Genomic DNA, 24,216 nt, shown 5'->3' on the forward strand with positions numbered 1-24,216 from the left:
TCCCTAGTCGGGCAACCCCCGACAAGCAAGGCTCACGCCGCCTGTTCCCAGCCGCCGTCGCCCTGCCGCCAGTAGCGCCGCTCGATGCCGTCGCGCTCGCCCAGTGCCTTCCATGCGGCGCGTGCGGCGGCGATGTGATCCTCGCCGAAGAAGTGGAACGCACGGTCGAACCCCAGCGCGGCGTCGCGCCAGCGCCCGTCGACGATCGCGACGTTGCGCGCCCCATTGGCGGGGGTGGGGTCGGCGGCGATCAGCACCGCCTGCGCGGCGTCGTTGCCGGTTCCCGCCTCGGCATGCGGCAGGAAGCTGTCGGGTGCATAGGTCCACAGCAGCGTGTCGATCACGCGGCGCTGGTCGGCATCGTCCGACAGCAGCAGCAACCGCTCGCCGGCGTCGTGCAGCCGCGCGGCGATGCGTGGCAACACCCGGTCGAGCGGGCTGCGGGTCAGGTGGTAGAAGTCGACTTTCATGACGCCTTTTCGTCATTCCCGCGCAGGCGGGAACCCATTGCCGCTGCCGTTTCGAATCCATTCGCTACGTCGGCGTCAATGGATTCCCGCCTGCGCGGGAATGACGGCTATTCCTCGAAATTGTCCTTCACGAACCGGTCGAGCAGCCGCACGCCGAACCCGGTCGCACCCTTGTCGTGATGGGTGCCCGGCTTGTCGGCCCACACCATCCCGGCGATGTCGAGATGCGCCCAGCGTACGCCGTCCTCGATATACCGCTTGAGGAACTGCGCGGCGGTGATCGATCCCGCGCCGCGCGGGCCGATGTTCTTCATGTCGGCGATCGGCGAATCGAGCAGCTTGTCGTACGCCGGCGACAGCGGGAAGCGCCACAACAGGTCGCCCGACTCCTTCGACGCCGCCAACAACTTGTCGGCCAACGAATCGTCGTTGGCGAACATGCCGCCATGCTCGCTGCCAAGGCTGATAATCATCGCTCCGGTCAGCGTGGCAAGGTCGACGATCGTCTTGGGCGAATGCGTCCGCTGCACCCATGTCAGCACGTCGCACAGCACCAGCCGCCCCTCGGCGTCGGTGTTGAGCACCTCGATCGTCTGGCCCGACATGCTGGTGACGACGTCACCGGGGCGCATCGCCTTGCCGTCGGGCATGTTCTCGACCAGTCCGACGACGCCGACGACGTTCGCCTTCGCCTTGCGCGTGGCGATCGCCTTCATCGCGCCCGCCACGGCGCCGGCACCGCCCATGTCCCACTTCATGTCCTCCATGCCGGGTCCGGGTTTCAGCGAGATGCCGCCGGTGTCGAAGGTCACGCCCTTGCCGACCAGCGCGACGTCGGTGGTGTCGCCGCCCTTGCCGTGCCAGCGCATCGCCAGCAGCCGCGCTTCCTTTTCCGAGCCGAGGCTGACGCCCAGCAGCGCGCCCATGCCCAGTTCGGCCATCTGCCGTTCGTCGAGGACGGTCAGCTCGACCCCCAGCGCTTCCAGCTCGCGGCACTTCTCGACGAAGCTGACCGGATAGAGGACGTTCGGCGGATCGGTGACGAGCGTGCGGGTAAGGTTCAGCCCCTGCGTGATCGCATCGGCGGCGACGAACGCGTCGTCGATCCCGTCGGGCGCACCAACGATGGTAATCGTCGTCAGCGTCGGCTTCGATCGCTCGGGCAGCTTGGTGCGATAGCCGTCCTGCCGCCAGCCGCGCTGCGCCGCCGTCGCCGCGAACCGCGCGACGCCCGCCGCGTCGGGCGCGGTCGCCAGCGCGCCGAAATCGACGGTCAGCTCGGTCAGGCCCGACAGCAGGAACCGCCCGGTCAGCGCGCCGCCCGCCTTTTCCAGCGCCACGCCGCCGCCGTCACCGATGCCGAGCAGGATCACCCGACCCGCGTCGCCGCCCTCGATGCCGGGTACGAAGACCTCGGCGATCGATCCCGCATCGCCATCAAAGCGACCCGCCCGCGCCGCGCCGGCGACGAGCGCCGCAACCGCATCATCCAGTCCGGCGGCGGCGACGCGGTCGAGCCCGCCCGTCGCGATCGGCAGGACGAGGGCGGGGGGAGTTTCGCTACGCTGGGCGAACTGGATCGAGATCGACATGAATTTCCTTTGTACTACGCGGGCGTCGGCGCGCCGGCCATCTTGGCGCGCCCGTCCCGGCACGTAAAGCGGGTGGACGGCGATTGCGGTTCCCGGGCGACGATGCAATAGGCGTTGCGACAGGCGCGATCAGGGCACCGACGGCATTGGGGAATCTGGACTAGTGAAGCGTGCGTTCGGGTCGCTGGCCCTTGGCCTGACGCTGGCGGTCGCCGGCCCTGCGCTGGCGCAGGACCTGCAGGATCGCGCCGCGCCTCCGCCGCCGCCCGAAAGCGCGCTGCCGACGCCGGCGAGCGCCGACCAGATCGATTTCTCGTCCGACCTGCTCGAATATGACAGCAACGCCGACATCGTCACCGCCAGCGGCGAAGTGCGGCTGCTGCGCGACGGCAATCGCCTGCGCGCCGACCGGGTGACGTGGAACCGCAAGTCGGGGCAGGTGGTGGCGACCGGCAACATCGCCGTCACCAATCCGCAGGGCGACATCGCCTATGGCGACCGGATCGAGCTGACCGATACGCTGAAGGACGGCGTGGTCGACAACATGCTCGTCGTCCTCGACGAAGGCGGGCGTATCGCCGCCAGACGCGGCACCCGTTCCGACAACGGCGTCGTGACGGTCGAAAGCGCGGCCTATACCCCGTGCGCCGTCACCACGTCGGCCGGTTGTCCCAAAGAACCGTCGTGGAAGATCACCGCACTGCGCGTCCGCTACGATCCGGTGCGAAAGCGTATCCGCTACACCGGCGCGGGCCTCACGCTCTTCGGCCTGCCGACGATTCCGCTGCCGTCGTTTTCGCATTCGATCGGCGGCAACAGCGATTCGGGGCTGCTCGCGCCGTCGATCCGGCTCGACCGGGTGAACGGCGTCGAAGTGGCCGTGCCCTATTATTTCAACCTCGCGCGCAATCGCGACCTGACGATCACGCCGCACGTCTTCACCGCCGTACTGCCGATGCTCGAAGCGGAATATCGCGCGCTGGGCCGCAACGGCGCGTACCGGGTACAGGGCTTTGCGACGGTCAGCCGGCGCAGCGACGATCTCGTGCTGGGCGCGGCGCCCACCGGCACGCAGCAGTCGTTCCGTGGCTATGTCGATGCGACCGGCCGGTTCCAGCTCGATCCCAACTGGAGCGTGTCGGGATCGCTGCGCTATACCACCGACCAGACGTTCCTGCGCCGCTACGACATCTCGCGCGACGACCGGCTACGCAACAATATCTCGGTCGAACGGATCGACCGCGACTCGATGTTGTCGATCAGCGGCTGGGCGGTGCAGACGCTGCGCGTCGGCGATAATCAGGGGATGCAGCCGGTGGCGCTCCCCGAAATCGACTATCGCCGCCGCTTCAACGGCCTGCTCGGCGGGGTCGCGCAGGTTCAGCTCAACACGCTGGCGATCGGCCGGTCGGAGGGGCAGGATACCCAGCGCGCCTTCGCCGCCGCGCGGTGGGACCTGACGCGCTACACCCCGCTCGGGCAGGAAGTGACCTTCACCGCCTATGGCCGGCTCGATGCCTATAACACGCGCGACGTCATCGATACCGCCGTGCTGAGCTACCGCGGCGACGAGGGCTTTACCCCGCGCGGCATCGCCGCGCTGGCGGTCGATATGCGCTGGCCGTTCGTCGGTGCGGTCGGCCGGGGTACGCAGCGCATCAGCCCCCGCGTCCAGCTCGTCGCCTCGCCCAAGATCGCCAATCTCGCCGTCCCGAACGAGGACGCCCGCGCGGTCGATCTGGAAGATTCGAACCTCTTCGCGCTCAACCGTTTCGCCGGCTACGACCGGTTCGAGGATTCGTCGCGTGTCACCTATGGCCTCGATTATGCGCTCGACCTGCCCGGAGTGGCGGTGCAGACGACGATCGGCCAGAGCTATCGCACTTCCGAGCGCGCCAGCATCCTGCCCAACGGCACCGGGCTCGACGATCGCTTCTCCGATTTCGTCGGGCGCACCGATGTCCGCTTCCGCGAACTCGTGACGCTCACCCACCGCTACCGGCTCGACAAGGACGGGTTGAAAATCCGCCGCAACGAGATCGACGCGACGGTCGGATCGCGCCGCACCTATGTCCAGGTCGGCTATCTCCGCCTCAACCGCGACATCAGCGAGCTGGAGGATTTGCAGGACCGCGAGGAAATCCGCGCCGCCGGCCGTGTTGCCTTCGGTCCGTTCTGGTCGGCCTTCGCCTCGACCACCATCGATCTGACCGACCGGTCGGAGGATGCGTTGTCGGTATCCGATGGCTATGACCCGATCCGCCACCGTATCGGCGCGCAATATGAGGACGATTGCCTCCGCCTCGGACTGACGTGGAAACGCGATTATCAGCGGATCGGCGACGCCCGCAGCGGCAACAGCTATCTCGTGACGCTGGCGTTCAAGAATTTGGGACGATAGATAAGGCTGCGTTCAGCCGCGACGGGCCATGATTTGGCCCGAATGGTTCGGCAGGCACGTCGCCGACGTGCGCATGGGATAGTACGACCAAGTGACCAACAACATCGTGAATGCCACCCGCCTCGGCCGTTCGATCGCCGGTATCCTGAGCGTAGCCGCCGCCACCGCGCTTGCCGCGCAGACGGTCAGCGACGGACAGCAGGTACCCGGCGCCAATCTGAACCTGCCGGGCAACCCGACCATCTTCGGCAAGGTCGACCCCAATATCCGCAAGCCGACCGCGATCGTGAACGATACGGTGCTGACCGGCACCGACGTCGACCAGCGCATGGCGCTGATCGTCGCGATCAACGATTTCAAGCTGAGCGCGGAGGACCGCGAGGTGCTGCGCGGGCAGGTCGTGCGCCAGTTGATCGACGAGACGCTGCAGATCCAGCAGGCGAAGGCGAAGGACATCACCGTCACCGCGCCCGAGCTGGAGCAGAGCTTCAATCGCCTCGCTAAGCAGCGGTTTCAGCAGACGCCCGACCAGCTTCGCGCCTATCTCCGCTCGGTCGGCTCGTCGGAACGCTCGCTGCGCCGCCAGATCGAGGGTGAGCTGGCGTGGAGCCGGTTGCTGCGCAAGCAGGTCGAACCCTTCATCAACGTCGGTGAGGAAGAGGTCGAGGCGATCCGCGCCCGGCTCGAAGCGTCGAAGGGCACCGAGGAATACAGCCTCCGCGAAATCTATATTTCGGCGACGCCCGACCGCGCGGCCGAGGTACAGGCGGCGATGACCAAGATCGTCGAACAGATTCGCCAGGGTGCGCCGTTCGAATATTTCGCGCGCAACTTCTCCGAAGCCACCACCCGCGCGGTCGGCGGCGATCTTGGCTGGGTCCGCCTGAACATGCTGCCCGACCAGTTGCAGCGCGCCGCGACGCAGATGCAGGTCGGCCAGATCGCCGGACCGATCGAGGTGCCGGGCGGCTATTCGATCCTCTACCTCGCCGACAAGCGGCAGGTGCTGATGGCCGATCCGCGCGATGCCAAGGTGGCGCTGCGCCAGCTCACCCTGCCGTTCCCGCCGGGCACGACGCAGGCGCAGGCGACGCAGCGCGCCGCATCGTTCGCCACCGCGACGCAGGGCATCCGCGGCTGCGGCGACGCGACCAAGGTCGCGCAGTCCGAAAAGGCCGAGGTCGTCGACAATGATTCAGTCGTGATCCGCAACCTGCCGCCGGCGCTTCAGGAGATCATCCTGAAGCTGAACGTCGGACAGGCGACCCCGCCGTTCGGGTCGCCCAAGGACGGCATCCGCGTGCTGATCGTGTGCGGTCGCGACGATCCGCGCGGCGGCACCGTGCCCAGCGCCGAACAGATTCAGGACGGGTTGCAGCAGGAGCGCGTGAACCTGCGCGCCCAGCGCATGCTGCGCGATCTGCGGCGCGACGCGGTGATCGAATATCGTTGATCGGGGGCCGGGCGTGACGCTCCCCCTCGCGGTATCCATGGGCGATCCCGCCGGCATCGGGCCGGAGGTGATCGCCAAGGCATGGGCCTCACGCGACGCCCACCGCCTGCCGTGCTTCTTCGCGGTCGGCGACGTGCGCGCGGTCGGCGCGGTGTGGTCCGGCCCGGTCGAGCGCATCGACGATCCGGCGCGTGCCGCCGCCGTGTTCGGTCGCGCGCTTCCCGTCCTGTCGGTCGCCGATGGCGGATCGATCGTCCCTGGCCGCCCCGATACCGAGGGGGCGGACTGCACGCTCCAGTCGCTCGAACTCGCCGCCGGTCTTGCCCGGTCGGGCGCGGCAGCGGGACTCGTGACGGGGCCGGTGTCGAAGGGTGAGCTTTACCGCATTGGCTTCACCTATCCCGGGCAGACCGAATTCGTCGCCGAACGTTGTGGCGTGGCGCGCGAGAATGCGGTGATGATGCTCGCCGGACCGACGCTGCGCGTGGTGCCGCTGACCATCCACGAAGCGATCGCCGACGTGCCGCGCCTGCTCACCACCGAACTGGTCGTCGCCCGCGCGCGCGCGACCGTGCGCGGGCTGATGCTCGACTTCGGCATCGCCGCGCCGCGCCTCGCCGTCGCCGGGCTCAACCCGCATGCCGGGGAGGGCGGGGCGATCGGCCGCGAGGAGATCGACGTGCTGGCCCCCGCCATCGCCCGGCTGCGCGGCGATGGGATCGACATCGTCGGGCCATTGGCCGCCGACACCATGTTCCATCCGCGCGCCCGCGCCCGTTACGACGCGGCACTGTGCCCGACCCACGATCAGGCGCTGATTCCGATCAAGACGCTGCATTTCGACGACGGGGTCAACATCACGCTCGGCCTGCCGATCGTCCGCACCTCGCCCGACCACGGCACCGCGTTCGACATCGCCGGCGAGGACCGCGCCGAACCGGGCGCGATGATCGCCGCGATCGCGATGGCTGGCCAGGCAGCGGCCCGCCGCGCCGCCGCCCGGTGAGCATCGCCCCCGTCCACGACCTGCCGCCGCTGCGCGAGGTCATCCAGCGCCACGGCCTGTCGGCTAACAAGGCGCTGGGACAGAATTTCCTGTTCGACCAACAATTGCTCGGCCGGATCGCCCGCGTGCCCGGCGACCTGCACGATGCCGAAGTCCTTGAAGTCGGTCCCGGCCCCGGCGGCCTCACCCGCGCGCTGCTGCTGGCGGGTGCCAAGGTGACGGCGATCGAGCGCGACCGCCGCTGCATCCCCGCGCTGGCCGAACTGGGCGAGGCATTTCCCGATCGCCTGCGCGTGATTGAGGGCGACGCGCTGGAGATCGATGCGCGCACGCTGTTCGCGGGCAAGCCGCACATCGCCTCCAACCTGCCCTATAACGTCGGCACCGCGCTGTTCGTCGGCTGGCTGTCGGCCGACTGGGAACCATGGTGGCAGAGCCTGACGCTGATGTTCCAGCGCGAGGTCGCCGACCGGATCGTCGCGCAAGCGAACGACGATGCCTTTGGCCGCCTAGCCGTCCTTGCCCAGTGGCGCAGTGCCGCGCGCATTGCGATGCCGGTCCATCGCAGCGCCTTCACGCCGCCACCCAAGGTCATGTCGGCGGTCGTCCATGTCGTGCCGACGCCCGCGCCCGACGGCGTTCGCCTGCGCACCCTCGAAACGCTGACCGCCGCCGCCTTCGGCCAGCGCCGCAAGATGCTTCGCCAGAGCTTGAAAGGCGTTCCCGGCGCGCTGGCGGCGGCGGAGGCGATCGGCATTGACCCGACGCGACGAGCAGAGACGGTCAGCGTGGCGGAGTTCGTCGAACTGGCGAGGGTGTTGGGGTAGGGGATCATCCTCACCCACATTCGTCATTCCCGCGAAGGCGGGAATCCATAGCCGCCACCGAAGCGACTCAAGCCCGAAACGTCAGCGGCTATGGATTCCCGCCTTCGCGGAAATGACGATGAGGCAGGAGAAGCTACCCCGCCAACCGCCCCAGCTCCGCCGCCCACAACGTATCGAGCCGCCGCGCCACGCCACCGTTCGCCGCCTCGCGCCGGGCCAGCGCCTTCAACCGCAACGATCGCCCGCCGATCATCCGTCCCTCGGTCGCGAACACCAGATCGTAGATCGCGCTCGACTGCCGCTCGTTGTCGCCATCGAACCATGTCGCGGTTACTTCGACCGGCAATCGCCCTTCGAGATCATCCTTGCCGCCATCGGTGATCGCCAGTAGCGGCGCACGCACCCAGTCGGCGTCGATTGCCACGTCGCCCACCGCAGTCCGCTCGGACACCTTCAATGCGGGCGGGAAGCGCACCGCGATCCGCTCGATCCGCCGGTCGGCGGCGCTCAGGGTCAGCCGGTCTCCGCCCCCGGCCGGCGTGGCGACGATCGCCAGCGCGTTCTTGGCCTTCGCCGCCGAGGCGCTGGCCGCCGCGCGATCGGCGTCGACGCTGCGCCGTTCGGACACGTTGTTCCATAGCGTCAACCCGCCGATCACCACGCCCGCCACCGCCACGCCTTCGGCCAGCGTGATCCAGCGGCGACGCTGCGCGCGGGCTTCGTCGGCCTCGCTCACCGCCCGCCGGCTTCCAGCAGATCGCGCGGCGCGGTCAGTTCCCATCCGCGCGCGATGGCGTCGTCGACCAGCCGCCAGTCGACGTCACCCTCAAGCGATACCGGCGTCCAGCCATCGGCGGTGCGTACCGACAGCGCGCTGCCCGCCACCCGCGCGAACGGCTCGCCCTCGACACAGAATGCGCGTTCGTCGCCGTGGCTCTGTTCGGCCGCGCCCGGCAGCAGCAAAGCGGTTTCGCGTACCCGGTCCAGCCATTCACTCATCGCGTCACATACTCCGCCAGGGTTCGCGGATAGAGCCGATGCTCTTCCGCCAGCACCCGCGCCGCCAGCGTATCCGCGCTGTCGCCGGGCAGGATCGGAACGCGCGCTTGCGCCAATACGCTCCCGGCATCCAGTTCCTCGGTGACGACATGCACCGAACAGCCCGCTTCTGCATCCCCCGCCGCGATCGCCCGCGCGTGCGTGTCGAGCCCCTTGTATTTTGGCAGCAGCGAGGGGTGGATATTGACAATCCGGTCGCGCCACCGCGCGACAAAACCGGGCGAGAGCAGCCGCATATAGCCGGCCAGCGCGATCGTCCCGACGCCCGCATCGCGCAGCGCGCCGTCGATCGCCGCTTCATACTCGGCCTTCGGGATGCCCTTGGGCGAACAGGCGAAGGTCGCGATGCCCCGCCCGGCGGCATGCGCCAGCCCGGCGGCATCGGGCTTGTCCGACGCGACCAGCACGACCGCATACGGGCAATCGGGGGCCTGCGCGGCGGCGACCAGCGCCGCCATGTTCGATCCCCGTCCCGAAATCAGGATGCCGACGCGGTGTTTAGCCAAGATGAGTCGCGCTCCATGCCGCCCGCGCGCTCCATGTCTCCACGTTGCCCTTGACGGTGCAGCCCTTCTCGCCCGCCTCGACGGTGCCGATCCGCACCACGCTCTCACCTGCTGCGGCCAGATCGGCGGCGACCGAATCGGCGGTGTCGGCCGACACCAGCAGCACCATGCCGATACCGCAGTTGAACGTCCGTGCCATTTCCTCCGGCTCGATATTGCCCTGCGCCTGGAGGAACGCCATCAATCGCGGCTGTTCCCACGCATCGGCATCGACCACGGCATGCGCGCCTTGCGGAAGCACGCGCGGGATATTCTCCAGCAACCCGCCGCCGGTGATATGCGCCAACCCATGAATACGTCCGGCGCGGAGCAGCGGCAGCAGCGGCTTCACATAGATTTTGGTCGGCGCCATCAGCGCGTCGATCAGCATCACGTCCTGATCGAACAGCGCCGGCCGGTCGAGCTTCCACCCCCGGTCCGCCGCGAGCCGGCGTACCAGCGAGAAGCCGTTGCTATGCACGCCCGAGGAGGCGAGCCCGAGGATCACGTCGCCCACGCCCACCTTGTCACCGGTCAGCAACTGTTCGCGCTCGACCGCGCCGACGCAGAAGCCGGCGAGGTCATAGTCGCCATCGGCATACATGCCGGGCATCTCGGCCGTTTCGCCGCCGATCAGCGCGCAGCCCGCCTGCCGGCACCCCTCGGCAATCGAGGCGACGACCCGCTCGGCGGTGTCCGCGACCAGTTTGCCGCTGGCGTAATAGTCGAGGAAGAACAGCGGCTCGGCACCCTGCACGATCAGGTCGTTGGCGCACATCGCGACCAAGTCGATACCGACGCCGTCGTGGGCATCATGCTCGATCGCCAGTTTCAGCTTGGTGCCGACGCCGTCGTTCGCCGCGACCAGCAAAGGGTCCTTGAACCCCGCCGCCTTGGGATCGAACACCCCGCCGAATCCGCCCAGTTCGGCATCCGCGCCGGGCCGCCGGGTGGATTTCGCGAGCGGTCCGATCGCGCGGACCAGCGCGTTGCCCGCCGCGATCGAAACCCCTGCCTGTGCGTAGGTATAGCCGCCGCCGCGGTCGCCTTCATTGCTCATGGGAGCCGGTTAGCCACATCGCGCTTGGATTTCCACGCCTGCTTCGTCAAAAGGCGCGCATGACGCTGCAAACCCGCCACCGCCTGCTCGCCGCCGCCCTCTTGGGCATGGTCGCGACCGGCGCGGTCGTGGCGCAGGGCGGAGTCGCCGCCGTCGACAGCTCGGGCACCTTCGAGGTGAACGGCGTCCGCGTCGACGTCGCCGGCCCCACCGCAGACGTGGCCCGCACCACCGGCTGGCGCCTCGCGCAGCGTCGGGGCTGGCAGATGCTGTCGCAGCGGCTGACCGGATCGGCGCAGACGCTGCCCGACGGCACGCTTGATTCGCTGGTCGACGCGATCGTGGTGGAGAGCGAGCAGATCGGCCCCAACCGCTATGTCGCGCGTCTCGGCGTCCTGTTCGACCGGGGGCGGGCCGCATCGATCCTCGGCATCGCCGGCGTCGCCGAACGCAGCCCGGCGATGCTCGTCGTGCCGCTGATCTGGGACGGTGGCACCGGCACCGCGTTCGAACGGGCGACGCCGTGGCAAGCGGCATGGGCGCGCTTCCGCACCGGCGGCAGCACCGTCGACTATGTTCGCCCGAATGGCACCGGCGGCGACGCGCTGCTGTTGAATGCGGGGCAGGTGACGCGGCGGGGGCGCGGCTGGTGGCGCACCGTGCTCAACCAATATGGCGCGTCGGACGTGCTGGTCCCGCAGGTCCGGCTGGAGCGGCAATGGCCCGGTGGGCCGGTCGTCGGCACCTTCACCGCCGGCTATGGTCCCGACAACCGGTTGATCGGCCGCTTCGCACTGCGTGTCGAACAGGCCGATGCGATTCCCGCGCTGCTCGACGAAGGCGTGCGGCGAATCGATTCGCTGTACCAGCAGGCGCTGCGCGATGGCACGCTGCGCCCGGATATGGCGCTGAACGCCGCGCCGCCGGGCACGCCTGCACCGGTCGAGAACCCGCTGGCCGATCCGCTTGCCCCCGTACCGGTCGATCCCGCCGCGCCGGTGCCGACCCCGACGCCGGCCGACACCTTCGTCACCCTGTCGGTTCAGGCTGACACGCCTACCGCCGCCGCCGTCGAATCGACCGAAGCGGCGTTCCGGGCCATTCCGGGCGTGCGCAGCGCGATCACCTCCAGCCTCGCGCTGGGCGGTGTATCGGTCTTGCGCGTCACCTTCGATGGCGATCCCGCGATCCTGTCGGCAGCCCTCGAAGCGCGCGGCTGGCAGGTGCAGGGCGGCGACGGCGCGCTACGCATCCGCCGTCGCGCGGCCCCGACGCCGCCGGCTCCGGCTGGCGGATGAGCGGCCCCGCCAACGGTCCCGCCCAGATGAGCTTCACGCTCGACCTGCCGCCCGGCGCGCGGAAAGACCGGTTCCTCGTCAGTCCCTCCAACCGCGAAGCGGTCCAGTTCCTCGACAATTGGGGGCTGTGGCCGGTGATGGCGGCGGTCCTGATCGGCCCGCGCAAGTCGGGCCGCACGTTGCTGGCGCGGATGTTCGCCGCGCGCAGCGGCGGGATGATCGCCGACGATGCCGAACGGATGAACGAGATCGACCTGTTCCACCTGTGGAATCAGGCGCAGGCGGAGGGGCGGCCGCTGCTGATCGTCGCCGATGCCACGCCGCCGGTGTGGAAGATCGAGCTGCCCGACCTGCGCACCCGTATCGCCGCGACCCCGGTCGTCCGGCTTGATGCGCCCGACGATCTGCTGATCGAAACGCTGCTGCAACATCTCTTCGACAGGAAGGAATTGATAGTCGCGCCCGATCTGGTGCGCTGGCTCGCCCGCCGCGTCGACCGGAGCCATCTCGCCGTGCTTCGCGTTGTCGAGGCATTGGAGGAAGATGCGATGCTGCGCTCGACGCGCCTTTTGACCGTTCCCGCCGTGCGCACCGCGCTCGGCCGTACCACGCTCCTGACGGACTCCGCCGCATGACCGAGTTGCTGACCGACGCCCCCGCCGGATCGACCGTCGCCGCCGTGCCCGAGGCGCGCTATTTCAACCGCGAGCTGTCGTGGCTGGCATTCAACCGCCGCGTGCTGGACGAGGCGTGCAACGCCGCCCATCCGCTGCTCGAACGCCTCCGCTTCCTCTCGATCTCGGCGACCAACCTCGACGAATTCTTCATGGTCCGCGTGGCGGGGCTTAAAGGACAGCAGGCGCAGGAGGTCGGCCACGAATCACCCGATGGCCTGACCCCGACCCAGCAACTGGAGGCGATCGTCGCCGACGCCGCGCAACTGGTCGACAGCCAGCAACGCATCTGGCGCGACATCGCGACCGATCTGGCGGCGGCCGACGTCACCGTGCTGGGCGCCGATGCGATCACCGGCGATGCCGAGGTGTGGCTGGAACGCTATTTCCGCGAACAGGTGTTCCCGGTGCTGACCCCGCAGGCGCTCGACCCGGCACACCCGTTTCCGTTCATTCCCAACCTCGGCTCGGCGCTGCTGTTCGACCTCATCCGCCGATCGGACGAGGTCGAGGTGCGCGAGGTCGTGCTGCTCCCGCCAGCCATGCCACGCTTCGTGCGCCTGCCGGGCAAGGCGGCGCGTTATGTCGCGATCGAGACGATCCTGCGCCATTTCTCCGGGCTGTTCTTCCCCGGCTACACCGTGCGCGCCTCCGCCGCCTTCCGGGTGATCCGCGACAGCGACATCGAACTGGAAGAGGAAGCCGAGGACCTCGTCCTGTATTTCCGCACCGCCATCAAGCGGCGGCGGCGCGGCCGCGTCATCCGGCTGGAGATCGAATCGGGCATCTCCGACGAGATGATCGAACTGCTGCGCGAGGAAATGACCGGCAGCGACGCGGTGATGACCGAAACCGGCGGCTTCCTTGCCATCGGCGACCTGTCGATGCTGGTCGCCGAGGATCGCCCCGACCTGAAATTCCCGCCGTTCAGCCCACGCTTTCCCGAACGCATCCGCGAATATGGCGGTGACTGTTTCGCGGCGATCCGCGCCAAGGACATCGTCGTCCATCACCCGTACGAGACGTTCGACGTCGTCATCGCCTTCATCAAACAGGCGGCGGCCGACCCCGATGTCGTCGCGATCAAGCAGACGCTGTACCGCGCCGGCAAGCAATCGGCGATCGTTGCCGCGCTGGTCGCCGCCGCCGAAGCGGGCAAGTCGGTGACGGCGGTGGTCGAACTGAAGGCGCGCTTCGACGAGGAGCAGAATCTCAACCTCGCCTCGGTCCTCGAACGCGCCGGGGTGCAGGTCGTCTATGGCTTCATCGAATGGAAGACCCACGCCAAGATCTCGATGGTCGTCCGGCGCGAGGAACAGGGTTATCGCACCTATTGCCATTTCGGCACCGGCAACTATCATCCGATCACCGCGCGCATCTATACCGACCTCAGCTTCTTCACCGCCGATCCGGCGATCGGGCGCGATGCCGCGCAGGTGTTCAACTACATCACTGGCTATGTCGAACCGCAGGCGCTGCAACAGCTCGCCATTTCCCCGCGCGACCTGCGCGACCGGCTGGAAGCGCTGATCGAGGGCGAGATCCAGACCGCGCGGGCCGGCGGGCAGGGGTCGATCTGGCTCAAGATGAATTCGCTGGTCGACCCCGCGCTGATTGACAAGCTCTACGAAGCATCGGCGGCGGGGGTGCAGATCGACCTGATCGTGCGCGGCATCTGCTGCCTGCGCCCCGGGGTTCCAGGCATGTCGGAGAATATCCGCGTCAAGTCGGTCGTCGGCCGCTTTCTCGAACACAGCCGTATCTATTGCTTCGGCGGGGGGCAGGCGCTGCCCAACGACGATGCGCTGGTCTATGTTTCCTCGGCAGACTGGATGCCGCGCAACTTCGATCGCCGCGTCGAATATCTGTTGCCGATCACCAACCCGACCGTCCACGACCAGGTGCTCGATCAGGTGATGGTCGCCAACCTGCTCGACACCGAACAGACTTGGGAATTGCGCGCCGACGGCAGCTATCGCCGCGTGGCGAAGGGCGACCGGCCGTTCAACCTCCATCGTTACTTCATGACCAATCCCTCGCTGTCGGGCCGCGGCGCCGCGATCGAGAGCGGGGCGGCGATGAGCCCGCAGAAACTGTCGCTCCGCGCATGGCGCGCGGCACGCGGCGGCACGCTCTGATGGGGTTGGGCTGGCCGGGAAGCACGCCGACCTCGATCGCGCACAGCGCAATCGTCGACATCGGTTCGAACTCGATCCGGCTGGTCGTCTATGGCGGGCCGGAGCGTATCCCGGCGATCCTGTTCAACGAAAAGGTATTGGCCGGGCTGGGCCGCGCGCTCGCCGGCACCGGCGCGATCGATGCCGACGCGATGGCGGCGGCGCGCGCCGCGCTGGAGCGTTTCGCATGGCTGACGCGCGAGATGGCGGTGCCGCGCGTCCGCACCGTCGCCACCGCCGCCGTGCGCGATGCCGCCAATGGCGCGGAGCTGATCGCGCTGGCGCACGCCGCCGGCCTCACCGTCGAAATCCTGTCGGGCGAGGAAGAGGCGCAGGCCGCCGGCCACGGTGTCCTCTCCGCCATTCCGCAGGCCGACGGCATCGTCGGCGATCTCGGCGGCGGCAGCCTCGAACTGGTCCGGGTGAAGGACGGTCAGCTCGGCGAGCGTGTTTCCTTCCCGCTGGGGGTGCTGCGTCTCGGCGCGATCCGCGCGAAGGGGGCGGGTGAACTCGACCGTACCGTCGCCCGGATGATCGCGGCGGCCGGCTGGACCGGGCAGGGGCAGGGGCTGCCGCTCTATCTCGTCGGCGGATCGTGGCGCGCGCTTGCCCGGCTCGACATGCACCTGACCGGCTATCCGCTGCCGATCGCGCATGGCTATGCGTTGTCGCCCGCCCGCATCGCCGGCTTGCGCAAGCTGCTCGCCGAGACGCCGCGCGCCGATCTGAAGCTGGTGCCGAACCTGTCGGGCGGGCGGGTGCCGACGCTGGACCATGCCGCCGCCGTGCTCGCCTATGCGGTGCGCCACCTCGGCTGCGCCACCACCGTCATTTCCGCCTATGGCCTGCGCGAAGGGCTGCTCTATGCCGCGCTGCCCGCCAAGGTCCGCGCGACCGACCCGCTGCTGGTCGCCGCGCATGACGAAGGCGCGCGGCAGGGCCGTTTCGCCGAACATGGCGACCTGCTGCACCGCTGGATCGCGCCGCTGTTCCCGCAGGACGATCCGGCGATGGTCCGGCTGCGTCATACCGCCTGTCTGCTCGCCGATGTGGGCTGGCATGCCAACCCCGAATTTCGTGCCGAACGCGGTGTCGAGATCGCGTTGCACGGCAACTGGGTCGCGGTCGACGCCGCCGGCCGTGCGATCGTCGCGCAGGCGCTGCATTGTTGCCTTGGCGGCGGCAGCGACACGCCCGAACCGCTCGGCCGCCTTGCCCCGCCCGACGCGCTGGCGATCGCGCGCCGCTGGGGCCTTGCGATGCGGCTGGGCCAACGGCTGAGCGGCGGGGTGGCCGCCCCGCTCAAGCGCACCGCCCTGCGGCGCGGGGCCGGCGGCATCGAACTGCTCGTCACCGGGGCGGATGCCTCGCTGTATGGCGAAGCAGTGCAGAAGCGGCACAAGGCGCTCGCGACTGCGCTCGGCGTGGAAGCGGCGCTGGTCACGCGCTGACTGTCCTACAGGGCAGCTTCTATGCGAAGGTCGGGACGGTCTTTGACTCGTCCGCCCCCTGTAATTTCCGTCCCGGAAGGGGCGGGAGTTTACCCTGCGCGGATCGACATTCCGTTTTTGCAGAGGGAATTTACCCCCGAACCCCAACGTCATCCCTGCGAAGGCGGGGATCGATACACGCCGATGCTGGTGATAGCGTTGCGTCCGTTGCGTGTATGGGTTCCCGCCTGCGCGGGAACGACGAGAAGCGGCCACCCCGCAAACCGGTCAAAACGCGCCATAGTGTAAACTTTGTAAACTTTGCCATCATCCGCAGCGAAGCCGCAGGATCTTGCGGCTCGGGTCAAGCTCGATGTTCAGCCGGTCGGGGCGATAGTCCATGGTGATGGCGTTATGGTCCGGCCCGATCACTCGCACGCTCCGCGCGCCGACCTTTGCCTGTGCCTCGGCCTGCACCGCGGGGGTCAGGGGTTTGCCGATCAGGCCGGCGGCTGCCGCGATCCGGCACGGCGTCATCGGCTGGACCTCGGCCGACTCGTCGCCGGGCGGAGGCGGGATCACCGGCGGCATCACGACCTGGGGCGGCGCGACGCGCCGTGGCGGCGGGGGCGGCGCATCCGGGGCACTTGGCGCACAACCCACCAGCATCAATCCGATCAGGGCAACCCGCTTCATTCGACGACCTCCGCTCGTGTCATCTTCAACTTTCCGCCCAGCACCGTGAACCCGAGCTGACCCTCGACCAGCGCCAGCGCGTCGCGCCCGAACTGCTCGAACCGCCACCCGTCGAGAATCGCCAGCCCTTCGCGTTGCCCGGCGGCCAGCGCTTCCAGATCGTCCGATCGCGCCAGCAACCGCGCGGCGACCTTGATCTCGTTCGCCCGGATTTTCAGCAGCAGTTTCAACAAGTCGGCAACCAGCGCGCCTTCCTTGCCCAGCGCCGGCTTGCGCTCGTCGCGGCCGGGCATTTCATCGGCGGTCAGCGGCTTCGCGTCGGCCAGCGCGGTCATCATCCTGGCACCGATGTCGTTGTGCGCCCATGCCGCCGACAGGCCGCGCACCTTGGCCAGATCGGCCTGCTTGCGCGGCGGATTGGCCGCCAGATCGGCGACCGTCTCGTCCTTGACGATCCGCCCGCGCGGCAGGTCCTTGCCCTGAGCTTCCAGTTCGCGCCACTTGCCCAGCGCCTTCAACCGGCCGAGTACGTCGGGCTTGCGGCTGTTGACGCGGATGCGTTGCCACACCGTTTCGGGATCGTTGAAGTAATTGGCCGGATTGCCGATCCGCTCCATCTCCTCGTCCAGCCATAACCCGCGACCCGTCCGCCGGAGCTTGGCGAGCATCTTGGGAAAGATCACCGAAAGATGCGTCACATCGGCGATCGCATAGTCGATCTGCCGGTCGTCGAGCGGCCGCCGCGACCAGTCGGTGAACCGCGCACCCTTGTCGACGACGATGCCCAGATAGGCATCAACGAGGTTGGAATAGCCGACCTGCTCGCCCTGACCCAGCGCCATCGCCGCCACCTGCGTGTCGAACATCGGAAAGGGGGTCTTACCGGTCAGGTTATAGACGATCTCGATGTCCTGTCCGCCGGCGTGGAAGACCTTCAGCACCTCGTCATTGTCGGTCATCAGGTCGAGCAGCGGTTTCAGGTCGATCCCCGGCGCCATCGGATCGATCGCGGCGGCTTCTTCCGCATTGGCGATCTGGATCAGGCAGAGTTCGGGCCAATAGCTGTTCTCGCGCATGAATTCGGTGTCGACCGCCACGAAATCGGACTGGGCGAGGCGGGCGCAGAGGGTGGCGAGGGTCGCGCTGTCCTCGATCAACGGATGGATATGCATCCCGCCCGCATAGCAGCCTCGCGCGCCTTGACAAAAGGGGGTTGGAAGGGGAAGCGCGCAACAACCGAGCTCCCCCGCCTGCGCGGGGATAGACCATGTATCAATCCTACCGCCGCATCCCGGATCGGATGCTTCCCCGCACGCGCGGGGCAAGGCCAATTGCAAAGGTTCCCGATCATGCACGCCTATCGCACCCATAACTGCGGCCAGCTTACGGACGCGAACGAGGGCGATACCGTCCGCCTGTCGGGCTGGGTCCATCGCAAGCGCGACCATGGCGGCGTGCTGTTCATCGATCTGCGCGACCATTATGGCATTACCCAGATCGTGGCTGACAGCGACAGCCCGGCACTCGCGCTGCTCGATTCCGCGCGGACCGAATCGGTGCTGACGATCGATGGCACGGTCAAGGCGCGCTCGGACGCGACGAAGAATCCCAACCTCGCGACCGGCGCGATCGAAATCTACGCCCGCGCCGCCACGCTGCAATCGGCCGCGCAGGAACTGCCGATGCCGGTGGCGGGCGAGGCCGAATACCCCGAGGACATCCGCCTGCGCTATCGCTTCCTCGACCTGCGTCGCGAGCGGCTGCACGCGAACATCCTGCTGCGCTCGAACGTCATCGCGTCGCTGCGCCGCCGGATGATCGATCAGGGTTTCACCGAATTCCAGACTCCGATCCTGACCGCGAGCAGCCCCGAGGGCGCGCGCGACTATCTGGTCCCCAGCCGCGTCCATCCGGGCAAGTTCTATGCGCTGCCGCAGGCACCGCAGATGTTCAAGCAGTTGCTGATGGTCGCGGGTTTCGACCGCTATTTCCAGATCGCGCCCTGTTTTCGCGACGAGGATGCCCGTGCCGATCGCTCGCCGGGTGAATTCTACCAGCTCGATTTCGAGATGAGCTTCGTCACGCAGGAAGACGTGTTCGCCGCGATCGAACCGGTATTGCATGGTGTGTTCGAGGAATATGCCAACTGGCAAGGCAAGGGCCGTACCGTGTCGCCGTTGCCGTTCCAGCGCATCCCCTACCGCGAATCGATGCTGAAATACGGCAACGACAAGCCCGACCTGCGCAACCCGCTCATCATCACCGACGTGTCGGACCTGTTCGTCGGTTCGGGCTTCGGCCGCTTCGCCTCGATCGTGGAAGGCGGCGACGTGGTTCGCGCGATCCCGGCCCCGAAGACCGCCGACAAGAGCCGCAAGTTCTTCGACGACATGAACGCCTGGGCACAATCCGAAGGCTTCGCCGGTCTGGGCTATGCGACCCGCAAGGATGGCGTGTGGGGCGGCCCGATCGCCAAGAACCATGGCGACGAGGGCATGGCCAAGATCGCCGAGGCGCTGGGCCTCGGTCCCGACGACGGCGTGTTCTTTGCCGCCGGCAAGGAAGCGCAGGCGGCCAAGCTCGCCGGGCTTGCCCGCACTCGCGTCGCCGAGACGCTGGGCCTGATCGACGACAAGCGCTTCGAATTCTGCTGGATCGTCGATTTCCCGATGTTCGAATATGACGAGGACGCAAAGAAGGTCGACTTCAGTCATAACCCCTTCTCGATGCCGCAGGGCGAGATGGAAGCGCTGGAGACGATGAACCCGCTCGATATTCTCGCCTATCAGTACGACATCGTCTGCAACGGCGTGGAATTGTCGTCGGGCGCGATCCGCAACCATCGCCCGGAAATCATGTACAAGGCGTTCGAGATCGCCGGCTATACGCAGGCGGACGTCGACACGAACTTCGCGGGCATGATTAACGCCTTCAAGTTCGGGGCACCGCCGCACGGCGGCTCGGCTCCCGGCGTCGACCGTATCGTGATGCTGCTGGCCGACGAGCCGAACATCCGCGAGGTCATCACCTTCCCGATGACGCAGAAGGCGGAGGATCTGATGATGGGTGCGCCGAACTATGCGACCCCGAAGCAGCTTCGCGAACTGAATATCCGCGTGACGGCGGACGGCCCGAAGGAGGGCTGATCCGGTTGAGGTGCGCCGGGCGGGAGCTTCCTGCCCGGCGCAGCCCGGTCAGGCGTTCTCGAACTTCTCGCCTTCGAGCACGCGCAGCCGCCCGTCGTCGATCGCGAACACCGCGCCGTGCAGCTTGAGCGTACCGGCCTCAACCCGCTCGCGGACGAACGGGAAGGTCATCAGGTTTGTCAGCGACACCTTGACGCCTTCCTGTTCCAGCGCCTTCTGCCCCTCAGGACCGGTGCCGTGTTCGGCGACCACCTTCTCGCGCGCTCCGTCCAGCAGGTCGATCCAGTGGGCGACGAACCCGCCCTCGCCGGGTTTGGTATTGGCCAGCGCCTGCGTCAGACAGGCGTTGACGCCGCCGCACGCCCCGTGGCCAAGGACGAGGATTTCCTCGACCTCCAGCTTCGTCACCGCGAATTCGAGCGCGGCTGACACGCCATGGCGGCCCCCGTCATCTTCGAACGGCGGCACCAGATTGGCGACGTTGCGCACCACGAAAATCTCGCCCGGCCGCGCGCCGAAGATGGTCGCGGGATCGACGCGGCTGTCCGAACAGGCGATCACCATCACCTTGGGACTCTGGCCGGTCGCCAGTTCGCTCCAGCGCTCGCGCTCCTGCTGCCACTCGTTGCCCCGGAAGCGGAAATAGCCTTCCTTGAGGTCGCTGAAGTGCATCAAAGAATCTCCATCATACGTTAAGTTTTTCCCTCACGCCCACAGACGCACGGCGCGCGCGAACGTTGCAGGCGGTTGTTCGTTTCCCCGCGGATCGCTATCTGGGCCCCATGAACGAAATGTCGCCGCTCCCCCGCCCGCAGCGTGAACGCAAGCCCGACTGGATTCGCGTGAAAGCCCCGACCGGCAAGGTCGTGGCCGAAACCCGCGCGCTGATGCGCTCGAAAAGCCTGACGACGGTCTGTGAGGAAGCGGCCTGCCCGAACATCGGCGAATGCTGGTCGAAGAAGCACGCGACCGTCATGATCCTCGGCGACACCTGCACCCGCGCCTGTGCCTTCTGCAACGTCAAGACCGGCATGCCGCGCAAGGTCGACCCGATGGAGCCGCAGCATGTCGCCGAGGCGGCGGCGGCGATGGGGCTGAACCATATCGTCATCACCTCGGTCGATCGCGACGACCTGCCCGATGGCGGCGCCAGCCAGTTCGTGAAGGTGATTCAGGCGATCCGCGCCGCGAATCCGACGACGACGATCGAAATTCTCACCCCCGATTTCCGCAACAAGCACGAAGCGGCGGTTGAGGCGATCGTCGCGGCGCGTCCCGACGTCTACAATCACAATCTCGAAACCGTGCCGCGCCTCTATCCGACGATCCGGCCGGGCGCGCGCTATTATGCCTCGCTGCGGTTGCTGGAGAGCGTCAAGAAGCTTGACCCGTCGATCTTCACCAAGTCGGGCATCATGCTGGGGCTCGGCGAAGAGCGGCTGGAGGTGCATCAGGTGATGGACGACATGCGCTCCGCCGACATCGATTTCCTGACGATGGGCCAGTATCTCCAGCCGACGCCGCGCCATGCCAAGGTGATCGATTTCGTGACCCCCAAGGCATTCGACGCCTATGCCGCGATCGCGCGGGCCAAGGGGTTCCTGCTGGTCGCCTCCTCGCCGCTGACACGGTCGAGCTATCACGCCGGCGACGATTTCGAACGGATGCGCACGAACCGCGACGCGAAGCTGGGCGTTGTCCGCGTCTGATGCCCAAGCATACCGAAACCCGCCATCTGCCCTACAGCCCCGAGCAGATGTTCGATCTGGTCGCCGACGTCGCGCGCTATGGCGAGTTCCTGCCATGGGTCAGCGCGATCCGGGTGCGTTCGTCGAGCGAGACCGAAATGGTCGCCGACATGATCGTCGGCTTCAAGGGCCTGCGCGAAAGCTTCACCTCGAAGGTGCAAAAGGAACGGCCGGACCATATTCGCGTCGACTATCTCGACGGACCGCTCAAATATCTGAACAACGATTGGCGCTTCAAGCCCGACGGGCAGGGCGGTACGCTGGTCGAATTCTGCGTCGACTTCCAGTTCAAGAACCGCGTGTTCGAGATGCTGGCGGGGCAGGTGTTCGACCGGGCGCTGCGCAAGATGATCGGTGCGTTCGAGGAACGCGCCGCGGCGCTTTACGGTGATTCGGCGACGGGTTCTTCCGACGCTTCTTCGGGCGGCAGCAGCAGTTCGAGCGCGCACAGCGCCGCCTGAAGCCGGACGCCACCCCGGCCGAGATCGCCGAAATGGCGCAGGTCGGCGACGACCTTCGCCGGATCGCCACCCTTTTCGGCCCGCGCGAACACGACGGTGCCGACCGGCTTCTTTTCCGATCCGCCGCCCGGCCCGGCAACCCCGGTGATCGCGACCGCGACATCGGCATCGGACGCTTCCAGCGCACCTTGCGCCATGCTCCACGCGGTCGCGACCGACACCGCGCCAAAGGTTTCGAGCACGTCCGAGCTGACCCGCACCTGCGCGGTCTTGGCCTCGTTCGAATAGGTGACGAAGCCGGTGTCGAAGATTTCCGACGATCCCGGAATTTCGGTGATCGCGGCGGCGACGAGGCCGCCGGTGCAGCTCTCCGCCAGCGTCACGCGACGACCGACGGCGCGATTGGCCGTCACCACGCGGCGGGCGGCGGCAACCAGTTCGGCGGGAAGAATGGTATCCATAATGTCTCAGTTCCGGGGGCGCGTGCCGCATAGCGGCAACCGCATCTGGGGACGGGGGCTGTCGGCATCGATCTGCGCGAACAGCACGATGAGCCCGGCGACGTTGCGCGGGGGAAGCGACTGGACGAGCGTCGCCGCGCGTTCGATCCGGGGACAGTCAGCCGGATCGATGTTGCCGACGACCATCGGTGCGATGATCGACGACACGATCGGCGCGGCGAAACTGGAATCGAGCAACTGGATCGCCTGTGGCGCGGTGAGGCGCGACAGCGCCGCCTTGGCTTGGGTCCAGGCACCTTCGGTTTCCGCTTCGTAGCGGGCGAGGAACGGTCCGCTCGTCCGGCGGATCAGGGCGGTGGCCGGCAGCGCGGTCGCACAACGGGTTCCGGCCTGACGGATCAGGTCGGGCGCGACGAACAGTACCAGTGCCTCGGCCTCGGCCGGGGTGACGCAGGCAGCGGAGGTCTGCGCCTGCGCCGCACCGGTCGTCGCGAACAGGGCGATGGCGGCGGCGATGCGCCTCATGCCGGCACCCGCACGGTCGCGATCGCCTGTGCGGCGATACCCTCTTTGCGGCCGGTGAAGCCCAGCCGCTCGCTCGTCGTCGCCTTGATGCTGACCTGCTTCTCGGTGAGGCCGAGGATGGCCGCGATCCGCGCCCGCATCGCCGCGCGGTGCGGGCCGATCTTGGGCGCTTCGCAGATCAGCGTCAGGTCGACGAAGTCGAGGACGCCGCCCTCCGCCCGAACCAGCGACGCGGCATGGGCGAGGAACTGGTCCGACGCCGCCCCGCGCCACCGCGCATCGCTCGGCGGGAAATGGGTGCCAATATCGCCCGCGCCGATCGTGCCGAGCAACGCATCGGTGATCGCATGCAGCGCGACATCGGCATCGCTATGCCCCGACAGTCCGCGATCGTGCGGGATCAGCACCCCGCCCAGCCACAATTCCTCGCCCGCTTCCAGCCGGTGAACGTCGTAGCCGGTGGCGCTGCGCGATACGAGCGTGGGCGCGATCCGCGCCTCGGCCGCCGCGAAGTCGGCGGGATAGGTGATCTTGTCGAGCATGATGTCTCCTTCGACGGTCGCGACGTCCAGCCCGATCGCGCGCAGCATCTGCGCATCGTCGGTCGCCTCCACGCCCGCGTCCCATGCGGCATGCGCGTCGCGAAGCGCAGCGACGTCGAACGCCTGCGGCGTCTGTACCCGCACCAGCCCGGCGCGCGGCACGACGTCGCCCAGCACCTCGCCCGCCTGCGCCAGCGTATCGGCGACCGGCAGCACCGGTATCGCGCCGGGCAGATGGTCGAGCGCGGCGAGCAGCCGGTCGATCACCGCGCCCGGAACGAACGGCCGGGCGGCGTCATGGACCAGCACCCGCGCCGCATCGCCGATCGCCGCCAGCCCGGCGGCGACGCTTTCCCGCCGGGTCGCGCCGCCGATGACGTGGCGCACCTCGCCGATGACCGCCGCCAGCATCGCCTGCTGGCCCTCGCCGATGACCACGACGACCTCGTCGATCGCCGGATGCGCCGCCAGTGCGGCATGGGCATGGGCGATCATCGCCCGGCCACCGATGGCGCTATATTGTTTCGGGGTGCTGCTGCCCGATCGACTGCCCTGTCCGGCAGCGACGATGAGGGCGACGGTAGGTCCGGTCTGCATCGCAGCCGCCTAGCCCAAGCCGCCGCCCGCCGCCAGCCTTGCCCTTGC

23 protein-coding genes are annotated in these 24,216 nt (G+C 67.9%); 11 read left to right on the plus strand and 12 right to left on the minus strand.

Annotation, left to right across the window (positions count from 1 at the left end; genetic code table 11):
- Positions 1-32: 32 nt before the first annotated feature.
- Together LRA89_RS09240 and LRA89_RS09245 are read right to left on the minus strand one after the other, a co-directional pair.
- Positions 33-470: a DNA polymerase III subunit chi gene (locus LRA89_RS09240; protein ID WP_230769914.1), complete on the minus strand. Its 438-nt coding sequence runs from the start codon at positions 468-470 to the stop codon at positions 33-35.
- Between the two features lie 107 nt (positions 471-577).
- Positions 578-2,056 carry a leucyl aminopeptidase gene (locus LRA89_RS09245; RefSeq protein ID WP_443024956.1) on the minus strand — a complete coding sequence of 493 codons (1,479 nt, stop codon included), beginning with the start codon at positions 2,054-2,056 and terminating at the stop codon, positions 578-580.
- A gap of 169 nt (positions 2,057-2,225) precedes the next feature.
- Here LRA89_RS09245 and LRA89_RS09250 point away from each other — a divergent pair, with 169 nt between their 5' ends.
- The 4 genes from LRA89_RS09250 to rsmA all read left to right on the plus strand — a co-directional run bounded on the left by LRA89_RS09250 (position 2,226) and on the right by rsmA (position 7,749).
- A complete protein-coding gene (locus LRA89_RS09250) occupies positions 2,226-4,463 on the plus strand; it encodes an LPS-assembly protein LptD (protein ID WP_230769916.1) in 2,238 nt (745 codons plus the stop codon).
- A 91-nt stretch (positions 4,464-4,554) separates the two neighbouring features.
- Positions 4,555-5,916 carry a peptidylprolyl isomerase gene (locus LRA89_RS09255; RefSeq protein WP_230769917.1) on the plus strand — a complete coding sequence of 454 codons (1,362 nt, stop codon included), beginning with the start codon at positions 4,555-4,557 and terminating at the stop codon, positions 5,914-5,916.
- Positions 5,917-5,929: 13 nt separating this feature from the next.
- The gene (pdxA, locus tag LRA89_RS09260; RefSeq protein WP_268934907.1) at positions 5,930-6,922 is read left to right on the plus strand and encodes a 4-hydroxythreonine-4-phosphate dehydrogenase PdxA; all 993 of its coding nucleotides are present in this window, start codon (positions 5,930-5,932) and stop codon (positions 6,920-6,922) included.
- Positions 6,919-7,749 carry a 16S rRNA (adenine(1518)-N(6)/adenine(1519)-N(6))-dimethyltransferase RsmA gene (gene rsmA, locus LRA89_RS09265; protein WP_443024955.1) on the plus strand — a complete coding sequence of 277 codons (831 nt, stop codon included), beginning with the start codon at positions 6,919-6,921 and terminating at the stop codon, positions 7,747-7,749. Before pdxA ends, rsmA begins: the two co-directional genes overlap by 4 nt.
- A 133-nt stretch (positions 7,750-7,882) precedes the next feature.
- Here the strand turns inward: rsmA and LRA89_RS09270 are convergent, their stop codons facing one another.
- From LRA89_RS09270 to purM, 4 genes are read right to left on the minus strand one after another with little or no spacing between them, the layout of a single operon-like run.
- On the minus strand, positions 7,883-8,485 hold the full coding sequence (locus LRA89_RS09270; protein WP_230769918.1) for a hypothetical protein: 603 nt from the start codon (positions 8,483-8,485) through the stop codon (positions 7,883-7,885).
- Positions 8,482-8,748, minus strand: coding sequence for an MmcQ/YjbR family DNA-binding protein (locus LRA89_RS09275; RefSeq protein WP_230769919.1), 267 nt, complete (start codon positions 8,746-8,748; stop codon positions 8,482-8,484). The genes LRA89_RS09270 and LRA89_RS09275 overlap by 4 nt, the downstream gene beginning before the upstream one ends.
- Positions 8,745-9,266, minus strand: coding sequence for a phosphoribosylglycinamide formyltransferase (gene purN, locus LRA89_RS09280; protein ID WP_230770016.1), 522 nt, complete (start codon positions 9,264-9,266; stop codon positions 8,745-8,747). The genes LRA89_RS09275 and purN overlap by 4 nt, the downstream gene beginning before the upstream one ends.
- Before the next feature lie 40 nt (positions 9,267-9,306).
- The gene (purM, locus tag LRA89_RS09285) at positions 9,307-10,413 is read right to left on the minus strand and encodes a phosphoribosylformylglycinamidine cyclo-ligase (protein ID WP_230769920.1); all 1,107 of its coding nucleotides are present in this window, start codon (positions 10,411-10,413) and stop codon (positions 9,307-9,309) included.
- Positions 10,414-10,472: 59 nt separating this feature from the next.
- On the opposite strand from purM, the gene LRA89_RS09290 reads away from it, so the two are divergent.
- Genes LRA89_RS09290 through LRA89_RS09305 form a run of 4 tightly spaced genes read left to right on the plus strand, consistent with a single transcriptional unit; the run spans position 10,473 to position 16,013 of the window.
- Positions 10,473-11,711, plus strand: a complete 1,239-nt coding sequence (locus tag LRA89_RS09290; RefSeq protein WP_230769921.1) for a heavy-metal-associated domain-containing protein — start codon at positions 10,473-10,475, stop codon at positions 11,709-11,711.
- Positions 11,708-12,346: a hypothetical protein gene (locus LRA89_RS09295; protein WP_055756253.1), complete on the plus strand. Its 639-nt coding sequence runs from the start codon at positions 11,708-11,710 to the stop codon at positions 12,344-12,346. The genes LRA89_RS09290 and LRA89_RS09295 overlap by 4 nt, the downstream gene beginning before the upstream one ends.
- Positions 12,343-14,523, plus strand: a complete 2,181-nt coding sequence (locus tag LRA89_RS09300) for an RNA degradosome polyphosphate kinase (protein ID WP_230769922.1) — start codon at positions 12,343-12,345, stop codon at positions 14,521-14,523. Before LRA89_RS09295 ends, LRA89_RS09300 begins: the two co-directional genes overlap by 4 nt.
- The gene (locus tag LRA89_RS09305; RefSeq protein WP_230770017.1) at positions 14,523-16,013 is read left to right on the plus strand and encodes a Ppx/GppA family phosphatase; all 1,491 of its coding nucleotides are present in this window, start codon (positions 14,523-14,525) and stop codon (positions 16,011-16,013) included. Before LRA89_RS09300 ends, LRA89_RS09305 begins: the two co-directional genes overlap by 1 nt.
- Positions 16,014-16,319: 306 nt before the next feature.
- Here LRA89_RS09305 and LRA89_RS09310 read toward each other — a convergent pair whose 3' ends face one another.
- Positions 16,320-16,688, minus strand: a complete 369-nt coding sequence (locus tag LRA89_RS09310; protein WP_230769923.1) for an I78 family peptidase inhibitor — start codon at positions 16,686-16,688, stop codon at positions 16,320-16,322.
- Positions 16,685-17,860, minus strand: a complete 1,176-nt coding sequence (rnd, locus tag LRA89_RS09315; protein ID WP_230769924.1) for a ribonuclease D — start codon at positions 17,858-17,860, stop codon at positions 16,685-16,687. Before rnd ends, LRA89_RS09310 begins: the two co-directional genes overlap by 4 nt.
- A gap of 177 nt (positions 17,861-18,037) precedes the next feature.
- Between rnd and aspS the strand changes: the two genes are divergently transcribed.
- Entirely contained in the window at positions 18,038-19,834 is a 1,797-nt protein-coding gene (gene aspS, locus LRA89_RS09320; protein WP_230769925.1) for an aspartate--tRNA ligase, read from the plus strand.
- Positions 19,835-19,882: 48 nt separating this feature from the next.
- On the opposite strand, the gene LRA89_RS09325 is transcribed toward aspS, so the two are convergent.
- Positions 19,883-20,509: a carbonic anhydrase gene (locus LRA89_RS09325; protein WP_156351315.1), complete on the minus strand. Its 627-nt coding sequence runs from the start codon at positions 20,507-20,509 to the stop codon at positions 19,883-19,885.
- Between the two features lie 107 nt (positions 20,510-20,616).
- On the opposite strand from LRA89_RS09325, the gene lipA reads away from it, so the two are divergent.
- Positions 20,617-21,543, plus strand: coding sequence for a lipoyl synthase (gene lipA, locus LRA89_RS09330; RefSeq protein ID WP_056494864.1), 927 nt, complete (start codon positions 20,617-20,619; stop codon positions 21,541-21,543).
- Positions 21,543-22,043, plus strand: a complete 501-nt coding sequence (locus LRA89_RS09335; protein ID WP_230769926.1) for a type II toxin-antitoxin system RatA family toxin — start codon at positions 21,543-21,545, stop codon at positions 22,041-22,043. Before lipA ends, LRA89_RS09335 begins: the two co-directional genes overlap by 1 nt.
- On the opposite strand, the gene LRA89_RS09340 is transcribed toward LRA89_RS09335, so the two are convergent.
- Genes LRA89_RS09340 through LRA89_RS09350 form a run of 3 tightly spaced genes read right to left on the minus strand, consistent with a single transcriptional unit; the run spans position 21,965 to position 24,168 of the window.
- Positions 21,965-22,504, minus strand: a complete 540-nt coding sequence (locus tag LRA89_RS09340; protein WP_230769927.1) for a CinA family protein — start codon at positions 22,502-22,504, stop codon at positions 21,965-21,967. The genes LRA89_RS09335 and LRA89_RS09340 overlap by 79 nt on opposite strands.
- Before the next feature lie 6 nt (positions 22,505-22,510).
- Positions 22,511-23,029, minus strand: a complete 519-nt coding sequence (locus LRA89_RS09345) for a hypothetical protein (protein WP_230769928.1) — start codon at positions 23,027-23,029, stop codon at positions 22,511-22,513.
- A complete protein-coding gene (locus tag LRA89_RS09350) occupies positions 23,026-24,168 on the minus strand; it encodes a bifunctional 2-C-methyl-D-erythritol 4-phosphate cytidylyltransferase/2-C-methyl-D-erythritol 2,4-cyclodiphosphate synthase (RefSeq protein WP_230769929.1) in 1,143 nt (380 codons plus the stop codon). Before LRA89_RS09350 ends, LRA89_RS09345 begins: the two co-directional genes overlap by 4 nt.
- Positions 24,169-24,216: the final 48 nt, after the last annotated feature.

The organism is Sphingomonas sp. Leaf4, assembly GCF_920939515.1.
In the GTDB taxonomy this organism is placed as follows: domain Bacteria; phylum Pseudomonadota; class Alphaproteobacteria; order Sphingomonadales; family Sphingomonadaceae; genus Sphingomonas.